We start from the raw sequence: 14,535 nt of genomic DNA, 5'->3' as shown, positions 1-14,535 counted from the left end.
GTCATGAGTCTCGATACGGCGAGCAGCGCGGCGAGCGGTACGGCGGGCGGCCCGGCCGGGCCGGACGTACGGCGGCACGAGCTCGCCGCCTTCCTGCGCAGCCGCCGTGAACGCATCAGCCCCGAGCAGGTCGGCCTCCCGCGCGGGCGCCGGCGCCGCACGCCGGGGCTGCGCCGTGAGGAGGTCGCGCAGCTCTCCGCGGTGGGCGTCACCTGGTACACGTGGCTGGAGCAGGCCCGGCCGATCCAGGTGTCCCCGCAGGTCCTCGACGCGCTGGCGGGCGCGCTGCTGCTCGATCCCACCGAGCGCACCCATCTCTTCGCCCTGGCCGGGCAGGCCGATCCGCACCCGGAGACGCCCTGCCCGACCGTCACTCCGTCCCTGCGGGCGCTGCTCGACCAGCTGGAGCCGCTGCCGGCCGCCGTGCAGAACAGCCGCTACGACTTCCTCGCCCACAACCGCACCTTCGGGCGCCTCTTCTGCGACCTGGACGCGCTGCCCCGCGAGGACCGCAACAGCCTGTGGCTGGCCTTCACCAACGACGAGTTCCGGGCCGCCGTCACCGACCTGCCCGAGGTGCTCCTCGCGCTCGCCGGCAAACTGCGCGCCTCGATGGCCGAGCACCTGGCCGAGCCCGCCTGGAAGGCCCTGGTCGACCGGCTCCAGGCGGCCTCCCCGGAGTTCCGTGAGATCTGGGCCCGCCACGACGTCGTCGACCAGTCCGGCCGCACCAAGCTCATCCGCAACGCCCAGGTCGGCCTCCTCCGCCTCGAACACACCAACCTCTGGCTCGGCCCGACCGCCGGCCCCCGCCTGGTGACGTACGTCCCGGTGGACGCGGCCACCCGCGCCGGCATCGAGCGCCTCCACGCCCTCGCCCTCGCGGAGCACCCCGCGCCCCCGATTCGTACGGTTGTCTAAAGACTTGCCCGGTGCGGGACAATGGGCCAATGACCGCGTTCTCCCCCCTCGCCATCGGGCCGCACATCGTGCAGCCGCCGGTGGTGCTCGCGCCGATGGCCGGCATCACCAATGCTCCCTTCCGCACCCTGTGCCGTGAGTTCTCCGGCGGGAAGGGGCTGTTCGTGAGCGAGATGATCACGACGCGGGCGCTGGTGGAGCGCAACGAGAAGACGATGCAGCTCATTCACTTCGACGCGAGCGAGAAGCCGCGGTCGATCCAGCTGTACGGGGTGGACCCGGTGACCGTCGGCAAGGCGGTGCGGATGATCGTGGACGAGGACCTGGCCGATCACATCGACCTGAACTTCGGGTGCCCGGTGCCGAAGGTGACGCGGAAGGGCGGCGGGTCGGCGCTGCCGTACAAGCGGCCGTTGCTGCGGGCGATCCTCAACGAGGCCGTGTCCAACGCGGGGGAGCTGCCGGTCACGATGAAGATGCGGAAGGGGATCAACGACGATCACCTGACGTATCTGGACGCGGGCCGGATCGCGGTCGAGGAGGGCGTCACCGCGATCGCGCTGCACGGCCGGACCACCGCCCAGCACTACGGCGGCACCGCCGACTGGGACGCCATCGCGCGGCTCAAGGAGCACGTGCCGGAGATCCCGGTGCTCGGCAACGGCGACATCTGGACGGCCGAGGACGCGCTGCGGATGATGCGCGAGACCGGCTGCGACGGGGTGGTCGTGGGCCGGGGCTGCCTGGGCCGGCCGTGGCTGTTCGCCGACCTGGTGGCCGGCTTCGAGGGCACCGACGCCTACACCCGCCCCGGGCTGCGCCAGGTCGCGGACGTGATGGTGCGGCACGCTCGACTTCTTGGCGAGTGGCTGGGTGACGAGGCCCGCGGTGTCATCGACTTCCGCAAGCACGTGGCCTGGTACCTGAAGGGCTTCGCGGTCGGCTCCGAGATGCGCAAGCGGCTGGCCATCACCTCGTCCCTCGACGAACTGAGCGCTCAGTTGAGCGAGCTCGATCTGGACCAGCCGTGGCCGGTGGGTGCGGAGGGGCCTCGGGGGCGTACGTCCGGAAACAACCGGGTTGTCCTGCCGGACGGCTGGTTGAAGGACCCCTACGACTGCGCCGGCGTGAGCGAGGACGCCGAGCTGGACACGTCCGGAGGGTGAGACCAGGGTCTCTCGGGCCATGGTCGGGGGCGTTTTCGGCGAGTGATCCTCGCCACCCCTGATAGGGGTACCGCTCAGATGAGCAGGTTAACTCCCCCTCTCCCGCTTGAAGGGTGGCACTGGGTGCCACCCTTTTTGTGTTCAAGAGTTGAACGCAAGTGCTCCATTCTGCGCTCATGTGAGCGATCGACCCCCGGTTTCGGTCAAGCGGGCTTCAGCGCCTGAAAGCGGAAGCTACTCATCGGTTACTTTCGATGTGCTGGCGGACGGGTGGTTAAGACCGGGTGACCGGTAGGCGTACCTCCCCAGACGCCTTCGATCTGGGTATGTTCCTCGGCGTCAGGGCAGCCAACCGAGTCGTCGAGGAGTCGTGACCCGTGTCGGAAATCAATGATCAGAAGTTCGTCTACGACTTCACCGAGGGCAACAAGGACCTGAAGGACCTGCTCGGTGGCAAGGGAGCCAACCTCGCCGAGATGACCAACCTCGGTCTCCCGGTCCCTCCCGGCTTCACGATCACGACCGAGGCGTGCAAGGTCTACCTCGACTCCGGCTCCGAGCCGGTCGAGCTCCGCGACGAGGTCAGCGCGCACCTCGACGCCCTCGAGCAGCAGATGGGCAAGAAGCTCGGCCAGGCCGACAACCCGCTGCTCGTCTCGGTCCGCTCCGGCGCCAAGTTCTCGATGCCCGGCATGATGGACACCGTCCTCAACATCGGCCTCTCCGACGCCTCCGTCGTCGGCCTGGCCGCCCAGGCCGACAACGAGCGCTTCGCCTGGGACTCGTACCGCCGCCTCATCCAGATGTTCGGCAAGACCGTCCTCGGCGTCGACGGCGAGCTCTTCGAGGACGCCCTCGACGAGGCCAAGGCCACCAAGAAGGTCGCCAGCGACACCGACCTGGACGCCGGCGACCTCAAGAAGGTCGTCAAGCAGTTCAAGAAGATCGTCAAGAGCGCGACCGGCCGCGACTTCCCGCAGGACCCGCGCGAGCAGATGGACCTCGCCATCGAGGCGGTCTTCAACTCCTGGAACACCGACCGCGCCAAGCTCTACCGCCGCCAGGAGCGCATCCCGCACGACCTCGGCACCGCCGTCAACGTCTGCTCGATGGTCTTCGGCAACCTCGGCCCGGACTCCGGCACCGGCGTCGCCTTCACCCGCGACCCCGCCTCCGGCCACCAGGGCGTCTACGGCGACTACCTGCAGAACGCGCAGGGCGAGGACGTCGTGGCCGGCATCCGCAACACCGTGCCGCTCGCCGAGCTCGAGTCGATCGACAAGAAGTCGTACGACCAGCTCATGGAGATCATGTCGACCCTGGAGACCCACTACAAGGATCTCTGCGACATCGAGTTCACCATCGAGCGCGGCCAGCTGTGGATGCTGCAGACCCGCGTCGGCAAGCGCACCGCCGGTGCCGCCTTCCGCATCGCCACCCAGCTCGTGGACCAGGGCCTCATCGACGAGGCCGAGGCGCTGCAGCGCGTCAACGGCGCCCAGCTCGCCCAGCTGATGTTCCCGAAGTTCGACGAGAACGCGAAGGTGGAGCAGGTCGGCCGCGGCATCGCCGCCTCCCCGGGTGCCGCCGTCGGCAAGGCCGTCTTCGACTCGTACACCGCGGTCAAGTGGTCCCGCTCCGGCGAGAAGGTCATCCTGATCCGCCGCGAGACCAACCCGGACGACCTGGACGGCATGATCGCCGCCGAGGGCATCCTCACCTCCCGCGGCGGCAAGACCTCGCACGCCGCCGTCGTCGCCCGCGGCATGGGCAAGACCTGTGTCTGCGGCGCCGAGGAGCTCGAGGTCGACACCAAGCGCCGCCGCATGACCACCGCCTCCGGCGTGGTCGTCGAGGAGGGCGACGTCGTCTCCATCGACGGCTCCACCGGCAAGGTCTACATCGGTGAGGTACCCGTCGTACCGTCCCCGGTCGTCGAGTACTTCGAGGGCCGCATGCACGCCGGCGCCGACGACGCCGACGAGCTGGTCCAGGCCGTCCACCGGATCATGGCCTACGCCGACCGCGTCCGCCGGCTGCGCGTCCGCGCCAACGCCGACAACGCCGAGGACGCCGCCCGCGCCCGCCGCTTCGGCGCCCAGGGCATCGGCCTGTGCCGCACCGAGCACATGTTCCTCGGCGAGCGCCGCCAGTACGTCGAGCGGCTCATCCTCGCCGACACCGACGAGGAGCGCGAGGAGTCGCTGAAGGCGCTGCTCCCGCTGCAGAAGCAGGACTTCGTCGAGCTCTTCGAGGCCATGGACGGCCTGCCGGTCACCGTGCGCCTGCTCGACCCGCCGCTGCACGAGTTCCTGCCCGACATCACCGAGCTGTCGGTGCGCGTCGCCCTCGCCGAGGCCCGCAAGGAGCCGCACGAGAACGACCTGCGCCTGCTCCAGGCCGTGCACCGGCTGCACGAGCAGAACCCGATGCTGGGTCTGCGCGGCGTCCGTCTCGGTCTGGTCATCCCCGGCCTGTTCACCATGCAGGTCCGCGCCATCGCCGAGGCCGCCGCGCTGCGCGCCGAGGCCAAGGGCGACCCGCGCGCCGAGATCATGATCCCGCTCGTGGGCACCGTCCAGGAGCTGGAGATCGTCCGCGACGACGCCGAGAAGGTCATCGCCCAGGTCGCCACCGAGACCGGCGTCGAGCTGAAGCTGGCCCTCGGCACCATGATCGAGCTGCCGCGCGCCGCCGTCACCGCCGGCCAGATCGCCGAGGCCGCCGAGTTCTTCTCCTTCGGCACCAACGACCTCACCCAGACGGTCTGGGGCTTCTCCCGCGACGACGTGGAGGCCAGCTTCTTCACCGCGTACCTGGAGAAGGGCATCTTCGGCGTCAGCCCCTTCGAGACCATTGACAAGGACGGCGTCGGCGCCCTGGTCCGCCAGGCCGCCGAGGCCGGCCGGGCCACCCGCCCCGACATCAAGCTCGGCGTCTGCGGCGAGCACGGCGGCGACCCGGAGTCGGTGCACTTCTTCCACGAGGTGGGCCTCGACTACGTCTCCTGCTCGCCGTTCCGGATCCCGGTGGCGCGCCTGGAGGCCGGCCGCGCCGCGGCCGAGGCGAAGGGCAGCGACAGCCGCTGAACCCTCGCGGGCCGTCGCTGAACCTCGGTTCAGTAGCAAAGCCCGACACAGCCACCGGAGCCGCCGCTCGTCCCCGACCCTCAGAACCGATGGGCGGCGGCTCCGGTCTCCACAGGCGACGGGGCGGACACCTTGTGCGGAGGTGTCCGCCCCGTCGTGTTTTGACCCCCGGTCACCCCTGGTCACCGTTGCATGATCGTTGGGGAAAATGTGAGTTCCTGTTCAACTGCATGTGCCAGTGGTGCATGGAGTGGCGCCGGGTTGTACCGGGGTCGTGCATTGAATTATTCGGCGTTGAACATTTGCAAAGAATGAGGCGGGCGCGACCTCCGGATCCCCACCCGGAGGCCGCGCCCATTACCCTCGTCGGGCGGGTGAGCCGCAACCCTCGCCGACCGCCGCCGGACGCGCCAAAGCCCCCCACGGTCTTCGCCGCGTCACCTCGGTCCTGAAGGTTTCCCGTCCGACGTGCACAGCTTTTCGGTTCCCGGCCGTTCGCCGCGAGGCTTTTCAAGTGTGGCTGAAACACCCTGGTAACGTGCAGTGATGATGTGCATACTCGTCGGCGGGGGTGGTTGCGAGTGCACAGGTGGGGGTTCCATGCTGCGGATTCATTTCACCGGAAACGACTTGGCGGGGGTGCGGATGGCCGCACAGCCGGACGTTCTGTGGGAAACGATTCTCAGTTTTCATCGTTTACGAGACCGGCGCGGCTCCGTGGTCTACGGGGAATGGCGGTCGGAGGCGCGTATACGACTCGGGGGTGAGACCCGGCTGCTGGGCGCCCTCGTGCCCAGCCGCGGCTATTTCCCCGACTTCCTCACCCCGCCCCAGGGCATTCTCGGCCTCGACGAGGGCCTCGACGCCATCCGGGCCACCCCGCCCGGCCGGCTGCACACCGAACTCGCCCTGATCGGCGCCGCCCGCTCCGGGCACCCCGCCGTCCCGAACGCGCTCAGAGCCCTGGCCGACGGCGGCAGCGGACCGCTCGGCCGGCTCCTCGGCGCGCTCCGCGCCTACCACCGGGCCGCCGTCGAGCCGTACTGGAGCCACATCCAGGCCCGGGTCGAGGCCGACCGGGCACGCCGCGGCCGGGCGCTGCTCGACGGCGGCGCGGACGAGCTCCTCGCCTCGCTGCCGCCGATGCTGCGCTGGCGCAGCCCGGTCCTGGAGGCCGACTATCCGGTCGACCGGGACGTGCACCTCGACGGGCGCGGACTGCTGCTGCAGCCCTCGTACTTCTGCCGCGGCACCCCGGTCGTGCTGCGCGACCCGGAGCTGCCGCCGGTGCTCGTCTACCCGGTCACCCACTGCGAGGCGCCGAACGTCCGGACACCCGGCCTGCCCTCGCTCGCCAAGCTGGTCGGGCACACCCGCTCGGAGGTCCTCAACGCCATCGGCGACGGCGGCACCACGAGCGAACTGGCCCGCCGGGCGGGGGTGTCCCTCGCCTCGGCGAGCCAGCACGCCGGTGTCCTGCGGGAGGCCGGCCTGGTCGCCACGCTCCGGCACGGCAACGCGGTCCTGCACACCCTGACCCCCCTGGGCGCCGCCCTCCTCGGCGGTGCCCAGGGAGCCCCGGCCCCGGCTCCCCAGGCTCCCCAGGGTTCCCGGGAGGCCAGGGAGGCCAGGGAGACCCGCTGCTACGCGCGGAACGGGCCGGTGACTTCGTAGGTGATGCCACCGGACGAACTGCCGGTGGTGCCCCGCTGGCTGGAGAAGTAGAGCCGGCTGCCGTCGGGGGAGAAGGCCGGTCCGGTGATCTCGGAACCGGACTGGCCGCTGATCCGCAGGAACGGGGTGACGACGTCGTCCGGCGTGATCAGGCAGATCTCCATGTTGCCGCCGTCCTCGGCGACGTACAGATCGCCGGAGGCCGCGCCGGTCACGTTGTCGACCCCGGTCAGCGGCGCCGCCCCGCCGGGCACCAGCGAGTCGTCGTAGGCCAGCTCGTACGTGCCGGCGGCCAGGTTGACCTGCCACACCCGGTTGTCGCCCTTGGTGGTGAACCAGACGGTGTCGTCGGCGTAGTGGCAGCCTTCGCCGCCGTTGAAGCGCTTGGCGCCGGAGACCTGGTTGCGGGTGGTGGTCGGCGAGCCGTCCGGGTCCGGCACGTTCTGCCAGGTGAACGTGCCGGAGGTGGCGGTGCCGGCCTTGAACACCTGCAGGGTGCCGGAGGACAGATTGCCCCAGGTGGTGGGCAGGAAGCGGTAGAAGCAGCCGTCGGACTCGTCCTCGGTGAGGTAGATCGCCCGCCGCACCGGGTCGGCGGCCGCCGCCTCGTGCTTGAACCGGCCGAGCGCGGGCCGCTGCACGGCCGCGTTCACGCCGTACGGATCCGTCTCGTACACGTAACCGAGGCTGACCTCCTCGCAGGACAGCCAGGTGTTCCACGGCGTCCTGCCGCCCGCGCAGTTCTGCCGGGTGTTGGACAGGATCCGGTAGGCGTTGGTGACCGTGCCCGAGGAATCGAACTTCACCGCGCTGACGCCGCCGCCCGGGTTGATCTCCGAGTTCGACACATAGATCCAGCCCGTGCCGTCGGCGAAGCAGGCGCCGCCGTCGGGAGCGTTGTGCCAGATGTACGAGGTCCCCGGCACCGACTGGCCCGACCGGGCGATCACCCGGCTGCTGAAACCGGCCGGCAGCAGGATGCCGTTCGCGTCCGCCGCGCCGAGCGCCCCGTAGGGCCCCGCCCCGGGCTGCGCGGGCGCGGCATGGGCCGCCCCGCTCCAGAGGCTGCCGCCGAAGGCGGAGGCCGAGGTGCCGATGACCGCTCCACGCAGGAAACTGCGTCGCTCCACGTCTCACTCCTGATCAGGGTGTGATCCGCCCCGCGGCGCCGGTCGGCGGCGCGGGGTCGCGCGGTCCTGGAATCTAGGCGTCCGGAGTTGACCGGGCGTCAACGGGCGGTGACGGGGAGGAGGCGGGTGCGGGGCGCGGACGGCGGTCGCCGGGCTGTCGGTGGCGGGCGGTAGGTTCCGGCCATGGACTTCGTCGCACGACCGGTCGACTCGTACGGTTTCCCCGGCGGTTCGGCGCTCGTCAGCCCGTACGCCTTCGAGAACCGCGCGGGCGGCTCCTCCCGCGCCCTGCTCGCGCGCGGCACGGAACTCGCCGTGCACGAGCTGACCGATCTGCTCGCGGGCGAGCAGGCCCCGGCCGCCGTGTTCCCGCTGCCCTGGCCCGGCTGGAAGCACGGCGCTCACTCGGTGAGCCCGGACCGCTCCTTCGCCGTCTTCTCCGGCCAGCGGTCCGTGCGGGCCGTCGACGCCGACGGCTCGACCCGGTGGGTGTACGAGCACGGCTGCTGGGACCAGCGGGTCGACCACCCGCACACCGGCGACGAGCTGCAGATCTGTCCGGGCATCGAGTCCGGCTCCTGCCGGATCTCCGACGACGGACGGCTGATCTGGGCGCATGTCGTGACCCCGGGGGAGTACGAGGAGATCTGGGCCGTCCTCGACGCGCGGGACGGCCGCGAGCTGGCCCGGCTCCCGCTGGACAGCGTCGCCTCCGGCTCCGGCCACCTCTCCCACCCCGACGGCGTCCACATGGGCCTGTCCGTCGGCATGGGGCAGGACGGCGTCCTCGTGTACTGGGGCCGCTGGGACGGCACCGAGCTCACCGTCCACCAGGAGCTCAACGACGGCCTCGACCGCATCCTGATCGACGTCCACCCCGGACACCCCGGCTTCCTCACCGTGGAGCACTACGGCAACGACCTCCAGCTGCACGCGCTCGACGGCGCGGTGCTCGCCGAGGCCGACGCGCCCCCGGCCCCGGACGAGGAGCACCCCCAGTGGGACTGGACCTGCGGTTTCCTGGACGGGGACACCGTGCTCGCCACCACCGGGACCGAGTACGCCGACGAGCCCGAGGAGTGTGGGACCTGGCTGCTCGACGGCCGCACCCTGGAGATCCGCGGGCGGATCACGTACCCGGACAGCGTCGACCACAGCGAGGTCCGGCCACTGGGCGACGGGACCTGGCTCACGTACGACCGGGGGGCGGGCACCGTCCGTCGCTGGGCGGTCTGACCGGCCCGGGACCTTCGGCACTGGCCCCGGCACTGTCCGATCGGCGACCCTCGTCCCATGGCCGTCACCCGTGACATCCGCGACCGCGCCGACCTCGACGCCCTGCTGCGCCGGTTCTACGAGGCGGCGTTCGCCGACCCGCTCATCGGGCCGTTCTTCACCGAGGTCGCCGGCACCGACCTCGACACCCACCTGCCGAGGATCGGCGACTTCTGGGAGCGGGCCCTGTTCCGCAGCGCCGAGTACCGGCGGGACGCGTTCGGGCCGCACGCCGCGCTGGACTCCGTACGTCCGCTGACCGCCGCCCATTTCGGGCGGTGGGTGCAGCTGTGGCGGGCCACGATCGACGGGCGGCACGCGGGGCCGCTGGCCGAGCGGGCGAAGGCGCAGGGGGAGCGGATCGCGGTCGCGATGCTGCGGCGGCTCGGCGGGGCCGAGGCGTCGACCGACGCGCCCGAGGGCGTCGGCGGCAGCGGCGGGTTCGTCCCGCTGGCGGCGCTCACGCTGCGGTCCGTCGCCTGAGCGGGAAGGATTTCCGGGAACCGGGAATCCGGGAAAAGTGTCGGCGGGGCCGATGAGTTCCGCGCGGTTCGCCCGTCTTAACTCTCGAAAGCGCCGACACGGCACCGACGGACGAGAGAGTGGACGGACACCATGGCCCCGCAGATGATCTTCGTGAACCTGCCGGTGAAGGACCTGGACGCGAGCAAGGCCTTCTACGAGCAGCTCGGCTACACCATCAACCCGCAGTTCACCGACGAGACCGCCGCCTGTGTGGTCATCAGCGACACGATCTTCGCGATGCTGCTCACCGAGGAGAAGTTCCTCGGCTTCGCCGCGCCGGGCAAGGTGGTCTCCGACGCGACGAAGTCGACCGAGGTGATGTGCGCGCTGAGCGCCGAGAGCCGCGAGAAGGTCGACGAGCTGGCGGACAAGGCGCTGGCGGCCGGCGGCGGCGCGGTGCTGCCGCCGATGGACACGGGCTTCATGTACGGGCGTTCCTTCACCGACCTCGACGGGCACCACTGGGAGGTCATGTGGATGGACCCCGCGGCGGTCGAGGGCGGCGCGCCGCAGGGCTGAGCCACCCGGGCCCGGACACCCCCTAGGCCGTACGGACCGGGTACACCGCCACCGTCACCTCGTCGTCGTCCAGGCAGCGGCCCGTCTCCAGGTCGAAGCGCTGCTTCAGGAGCGGCGAGGCGACGAACGGCCGGCCGTCCGCCGAGCCGACCAGGCCCCGGGAGAGCACCTGGGCGCCGGTGAACGGGTCGCGGTTGTCGATCGCGTACGCACGGCCGGACCGGTCCCTGAAGACGGCGGCCTGCCGGCCGTCCGGCAGCAGCGCGGCCATGCCCCGGCCCGGGGTGAGCCGGGCCTCCTCGCAGACCGGCATCCAGGTCTCGGCGTCGGGGGAGAGTTCGAGGATCGCCGTCGTCGTCATCGTCGTCATCGCGAGGTGGCTCCTTCCAGGGTGCCGATCGTGAGGATCTGCAGGTCCGGCTTGATCTGGTCGCGCTCCGGCACGAACTTCACCGTCGGGTCCGGCGTCTCCGGCGCGTTCACGAAGGAGACGAAGCGCCGCAGCCGGTCCGGGTCGTCGAGGGTCTCCGCCCACTCGTCCTTGTAGCCGGCGACGTGCGCGGCCATCAGCGCCTCCAGCTCGTCGCACAGGCCGAGCGAGTCGTGCACCACCACGTCCTTGAGGTGGTCGAGGCCGCCCTCCAGGCGCTCCAGCCACACCGAGGTCCGCTCCAGGCGGTCGGCGGTGCGGATGTAGAACATCAGGAACCGGTCGATCAGCCGGATCAGTTCGGCGTCGGACAGGTCCTGGGCGAGCAGATCGGCGTGGCGCGGGGTGGCGCCGCCGTTGCCGCCCACGTACAGGTTCCAGCCGCTCGCGGTCGCGATGATCCCGAAGTCCTTCGACTGGGCCTCGGCGCACTCGCGGGCACAGCCGGAGACCGCGGACTTCAGCTTGTGCGGGGCGCGCAGGCCGCGGTAGCGCAGTTCGAGCAGGATCGCCATCTTCACCGAGTCCTGCACGCCGTAGCGGCACCAGGTCTGTCCCACGCAGGACTTCACCGTGCGCAGCGCCTTGCCGTAGGCGTGGCCGGACTCGAAGCCGGCGTCGACGAGCCGGGTCCAGATGGAGGGGAGCTGGTCCACCCGGGCACCGAAGAGGTCGATCCGCTGGCCGCCGGTGATCTTCGTGTAGAGGCCGAAGTCGCGGGCCACCTCGCCGATCACGATCAGCTTCTCGGGGGTGATCTCGCCGCCGGGGATGCGCGGCACCACCGAATAGGAGCCGTTGCGCTGCATGTTGGCGAGGAAGTGGTCGTTGGTGTCCTGGAGCGCCGCCTGCTCGCCGTCCAGGATGTACCCGTTGTTGAGCGAGGCCAGGATGGATCCGACGGTCGGCTTGCACACCTCGCAGCCCTCGCCGCCCTTCGCCCCGTCCCGGCCGTGCGAGTCGAGCAGCGCGGCGAAGGAGGTCACGCGGAGGGTACGAGCGATCTCGTAGAGCTCGCTGCGGGTGTACGCGAAGCAGCCGCAGAGCCCTTTGTCGGTGGCCGCCGGCAGCAGCTTCTCGATCACCTTCACGCAACTGCCGCAGCCCGTACCGGCCTTGGTGCACTTCTTCACCTCGGGGAGGCTGGTGCACTGGCTGATCGCGTGCTTGGTGACGTTGTGGCAGGAGCAGATGACGGCGTCGTCCGGGAGGGCCGACGGGCCGAGCGCGACCGGCGCGCCGACGCCCGCGGGGAGGACGAGCTGCTCGGGGGAGACCGGCGGCTTGCTGCCGGTGAGCGGGCGCAGCATGCCGTACGCCTCGGCGTCGCCGACCAGGACACCGCCGAGCAGCACGCCCTCGCCGTCCACGACGAGCTTCTTGTAGATGCCGGAGCGGGAGTCGGAGTAGACGACGTCGAGACAGCCCTCGGCGGTGCCGTGGGCGTCGCCGAAGGAGGCCACGTCGACGCCGAGCAGCTTCAGCTTGGTCGACAGGTCGGCGCCGGTGAAGCCGCTGACGGTCTCGTCGGCGATCGTCGCGGCCGCGGTCGATGCCATCTCGTAGCCGGGCGCCACCAGGCCGTACACCCGCCCGTCCGAGGCGAGCGCGCACTCGCCGATCGCGAAGACGGCCGGGTCGGAGGTCCGGCACAGCTCGTCCACGGCGATGCCGCCGCGCTCGCCGACGTCCAGGCCGCAGTCGCGGGCCAGCTGGTCGCGGGGGCGGACGCCCGCCGAGAACACCACCATCTCCGTGGCGAGTTCGGAGCCGTCCGACAGGCGCATGGCGGTGACCGCGCCGTCCTCGGTGACGACCTCCTGGGTGCCGGTCCCGGTGTGGACGGTCAGGCCCATCTGCTCGATGGTGCGCAGCAGGGCCGCGCCGCCGCCCTCGTCGACCTGCACCGGCATCAGGCGCGGCGCGAACTCCACGATGTGTGTGTCCAGGCCGAGGCCCTTCAGCGCGCCGGCCGCCTCCAGACCGAGCAGACCGCCGCCGACCACCGCGCCGGTGGTCCGCCCCTTGGCGTACTCCTCGATCGCGAGCAGGTCCTCGATCGTGCGGTAGACGAAACAGCCGCGGGCGTCCTTGCCGGGGACGGGCGGCACGAAGGGGTACGAGCCGGTGGCCAGGACGAGCGTGTCGTACGCGAAGACCTGCCCGGAGCCGGTGGTGACCGTGCGGGCGGCCCGGTCCACGGCGGTGACGGGCTCGTCGGTGTGCAGCTCGATGCCGTGCTCGGCGAGGAAGCCGTCCGGGACGAGGGAGAGGTCGTCGGGGGTCCGGCCGGAGAAGTACGAGGTCAGCTGGACGCGGTCGTAGGCGGGCCGGGGCTCCTCGCAGAGCACCACGACCCGGGCCCGCGCGGTGACGCCCCGCTCCGCGAGCGCCTCCAGGAACCGCTGGCCGACCATTCCGTGGCCGACCAGGACGATGGTGGGGGTGGTCATGAGGAGCCTCCGTCGTGGGTGAGCAGGTGCAGCAGGGGGGCGTCCGGCAGGGCCTCGTCGCCCTCCCAGGCCCGGGCGAGCGTCCCGACGGCGCCCAGGTCGCCGAGCAGGACGCCGCCCACGAGCCGGTCGCCGCGCACGACGACCTTCCGGTAGGCCCCGCGGGTGGCGTCGGTGAGCCGTACGACGTCGTCGCCGGGCAGCGGGGTGGCTTCGCCGAAGGCGGCGAGGTCGAGGGGCTGGGCGCCGCCGAGGGTGAGGCGGGTGAGGGCGCGGGTGCCGGTGTATCGGGGGGCGTCCGCCTCCGCCGTCAGGACCTCCGCCAGGACGTCCGCCTGTTCCAGGGCCGGGCCCGCGAGGCCGTAGACGCGGCCGGCGTGTTCGGCGCAGTCGCCGATCGCGTGGATGTACGGGTCGGAGGTGCGGAGCTCGTCGTCGACGACGACGCCCGTGCGGAGGGCGAGGCCCGCCTCGCGGGCGAGGGCGACGCGGGGGCGGACCCCGCAGGCCAGGACGACGATCTGGGCGTCGAGGACGAAGCCGTCGGCGAGCTCGACGGCGGTGACGGCGCCGTGCTGCTGCCGCAGCCCGCTGACCCGGCACTCGGTGTGGACCTCGACGCCGAGGTCGGTGAGGTGGGTACGGAGCAGGGTCGCGGCCTCGTCGTCGAGCTGGCGCTCCATGAGGCGCTCGCCCTGTTGGGTGAGCATCACCTCGGCGCCGCCCGCCGCGAGCGCCCGGGCCGCCGAGACGCCGAGCAGCCCGCCGCCGACGACGACCGCCCGCACTCCGGGCCGGACCAGCTCGCGCAGCGCCAGACAGTCGTCGAGCGTGCGGAACGGGTGCACCCCGGTGGGCAGTTGCGCCCCGCGCAGGCCGCGCAGCGGCGGCAGCACCGGCGCCGCGCCGGTCGCCAGGACCAGCCGGTCGTACGGGACGAGGGAGCCGTCCGCGCACTCCACCGTGCGGGCCGCGCGGTCGATCCGCACCGCCCGCGCGCCGGCGCCGAGCCGGGCGGGCTCGCGGGCCGCGGGCAGCGCGATGACCTCGGGGCCGTACCGCCCGGCGAGGACGTCCGCGAGCAGCAGCCGGTTGTACGGTGCGTGCGGCTCCTCGCCGAGCAGCGTGACCGGCAGGCGCTGGGCGAGCCGGGCACCCGCCGTTCCGCCCCCGACCACCACGATCCGTGTACTCATACCCGGAAGAGTGCGCGGCGGGTGTTACCCGACGGGATCCCGACTGTTTCCCGTACGGAACGCTGATCTCACCGCCGCCGCTCCGCACTGTGAGGGCTCTCCCGCGTATACAAGGCTCAGACGTAGCTCAAGATCCTCGGGATCGATGGCTGGTGCA

General features: G+C 71.5%; 11 protein-coding genes. 7 read left to right on the top strand and 4 right to left on the bottom strand.

The features are described from left to right. The first annotated feature begins 3 nt into the window (after nt 1-3). The 4 genes from KV205_RS04210 to KV205_RS04195 all read left to right on the top strand — a co-directional run bounded on the left by KV205_RS04210 (nt 4) and on the right by KV205_RS04195 (nt 6,850). Nucleotides 4-921, top strand: coding sequence for a helix-turn-helix domain-containing protein (locus KV205_RS04210; RefSeq protein WP_265862729.1), 918 nt, complete (start codon nt 4-6; stop codon nt 919-921). Nucleotides 922-950: 29 nt separating this feature from the next. Next, a complete protein-coding gene (gene dusB / locus KV205_RS04205; protein ID WP_265862209.1) occupies nt 951-2,087 on the top strand; it encodes a tRNA dihydrouridine synthase DusB in 1,137 nt (378 codons plus the stop codon). Nucleotides 2,088-2,464: 377 nt separating this feature from the next. Next, a complete protein-coding gene (ppdK, locus tag KV205_RS04200; RefSeq protein ID WP_265862208.1) occupies nt 2,465-5,176 on the top strand; it encodes a pyruvate, phosphate dikinase in 2,712 nt (903 codons plus the stop codon). Nucleotides 5,177-5,776: 600 nt separating this feature from the next. Beyond that, on the top strand, nt 5,777-6,850 hold the full coding sequence (locus KV205_RS04195) for a helix-turn-helix domain-containing protein (RefSeq protein ID WP_265862207.1): 1,074 nt from the start codon (nt 5,777-5,779) through the stop codon (nt 6,848-6,850). On the opposite strand, the gene KV205_RS04190 is transcribed toward KV205_RS04195, so the two are convergent. Further along, complete coding sequence (locus KV205_RS04190; protein WP_265862206.1) at nt 6,820-7,980, bottom strand: alkaline phosphatase PhoX; 1,161 nt, start codon at nt 7,978-7,980, stop codon at nt 6,820-6,822. The two genes, KV205_RS04195 and KV205_RS04190, sit on opposite strands and share 31 nt — an antisense overlap. A 183-nt stretch (nt 7,981-8,163) precedes the next feature. On the opposite strand from KV205_RS04190, the gene KV205_RS04185 reads away from it, so the two are divergent. The 3 genes from KV205_RS04185 (at nt 8,164) to KV205_RS04175 (ending at nt 10,299) form a co-directional block, all read left to right on the top strand. Next, nucleotides 8,164-9,216: a hypothetical protein gene (locus KV205_RS04185; RefSeq protein ID WP_265862204.1), complete on the top strand. Its 1,053-nt coding sequence runs from the start codon at nt 8,164-8,166 to the stop codon at nt 9,214-9,216. A 57-nt stretch (nt 9,217-9,273) separates the two neighbouring features. After that, entirely contained in the window at nt 9,274-9,738 is a 465-nt protein-coding gene (locus tag KV205_RS04180; RefSeq protein ID WP_265862203.1) for a group III truncated hemoglobin, read from the top strand. Nucleotides 9,739-9,870: 132 nt separating this feature from the next. After that, nucleotides 9,871-10,299, top strand: coding sequence for a VOC family protein (locus KV205_RS04175; protein WP_265862201.1), 429 nt, complete (start codon nt 9,871-9,873; stop codon nt 10,297-10,299). A 22-nt stretch (nt 10,300-10,321) separates the two neighbouring features. Here the strand turns inward: KV205_RS04175 and nirD are convergent, their stop codons facing one another. Genes nirD through KV205_RS04160 form a run of 3 tightly spaced genes read right to left on the bottom strand, consistent with a single transcriptional unit; the run spans nt 10,322 to nt 14,378 of the window. After that, entirely contained in the window at nt 10,322-10,660 is a 339-nt protein-coding gene (gene nirD / locus KV205_RS04170) for a nitrite reductase small subunit NirD (RefSeq protein WP_265862728.1), read from the bottom strand. Between the two features lie 5 nt (nt 10,661-10,665). Continuing rightward, nucleotides 10,666-13,182, bottom strand: a complete 2,517-nt coding sequence (nirB, locus tag KV205_RS04165) for a nitrite reductase large subunit NirB (protein WP_265862200.1) — start codon at nt 13,180-13,182, stop codon at nt 10,666-10,668. Then, a complete protein-coding gene (locus tag KV205_RS04160; protein ID WP_265862199.1) occupies nt 13,179-14,378 on the bottom strand; it encodes an NAD(P)/FAD-dependent oxidoreductase in 1,200 nt (399 codons plus the stop codon). Before KV205_RS04160 ends, nirB begins: the two co-directional genes overlap by 4 nt. Nucleotides 14,379-14,535: the final 157 nt, after the last annotated feature.

This window comes from Streptomyces sp. SKN60 (genome assembly GCF_026236535.1).
Taxonomy (GTDB): Bacteria; Actinomycetota; Actinomycetes; order Streptomycetales; family Streptomycetaceae; genus Streptomyces.
The sequence above is the reverse complement of the archived record's forward strand: the minus strand, read 5'-3'. Positions and strand labels throughout refer to the sequence as shown.

What these genes read in the sequence shown, in the direction of transcription:
- KV205_RS04210 (WP_265862729.1), top strand. Translation starts at nt 4, where the DNA reads ATGAGTCTCGATACGGCGAGCAGCGCGGCGAGCGGTACGGCGGGCGGC.
- dusB (WP_265862209.1), top strand. Translation starts at nt 951, where the DNA reads ATGACCGCGTTCTCCCCCCTCGCCATCGGGCCGCACATCGTGCAGCCG.
- KV205_RS04195 (WP_265862207.1), top strand. Translation starts at nt 5,777, where the DNA reads ATGCTGCGGATTCATTTCACCGGAAACGACTTGGCGGGGGTGCGGATG.
- KV205_RS04185 (WP_265862204.1), top strand. Translation starts at nt 8,164, where the DNA reads ATGGACTTCGTCGCACGACCGGTCGACTCGTACGGTTTCCCCGGCGGT.
- KV205_RS04180 (WP_265862203.1), top strand. Translation starts at nt 9,274, where the DNA reads ATGGCCGTCACCCGTGACATCCGCGACCGCGCCGACCTCGACGCCCTG.
- KV205_RS04175 (WP_265862201.1), top strand. Translation starts at nt 9,871, where the DNA reads ATGGCCCCGCAGATGATCTTCGTGAACCTGCCGGTGAAGGACCTGGAC.
- nirD (WP_265862728.1), bottom strand. Translation starts at nt 10,660, where the DNA reads ATGACGACGACGGCGATCCTCGAACTCTCCCCCGACGCCGAGACCTGG.
- nirB (WP_265862200.1), bottom strand. Translation starts at nt 13,182, where the DNA reads ATGACCACCCCCACCATCGTCCTGGTCGGCCACGGAATGGTCGGCCAG.
- KV205_RS04160 (WP_265862199.1), bottom strand. Translation starts at nt 14,378, where the DNA reads ATGAGTACACGGATCGTGGTGGTCGGGGGCGGAACGGCGGGTGCCCGG.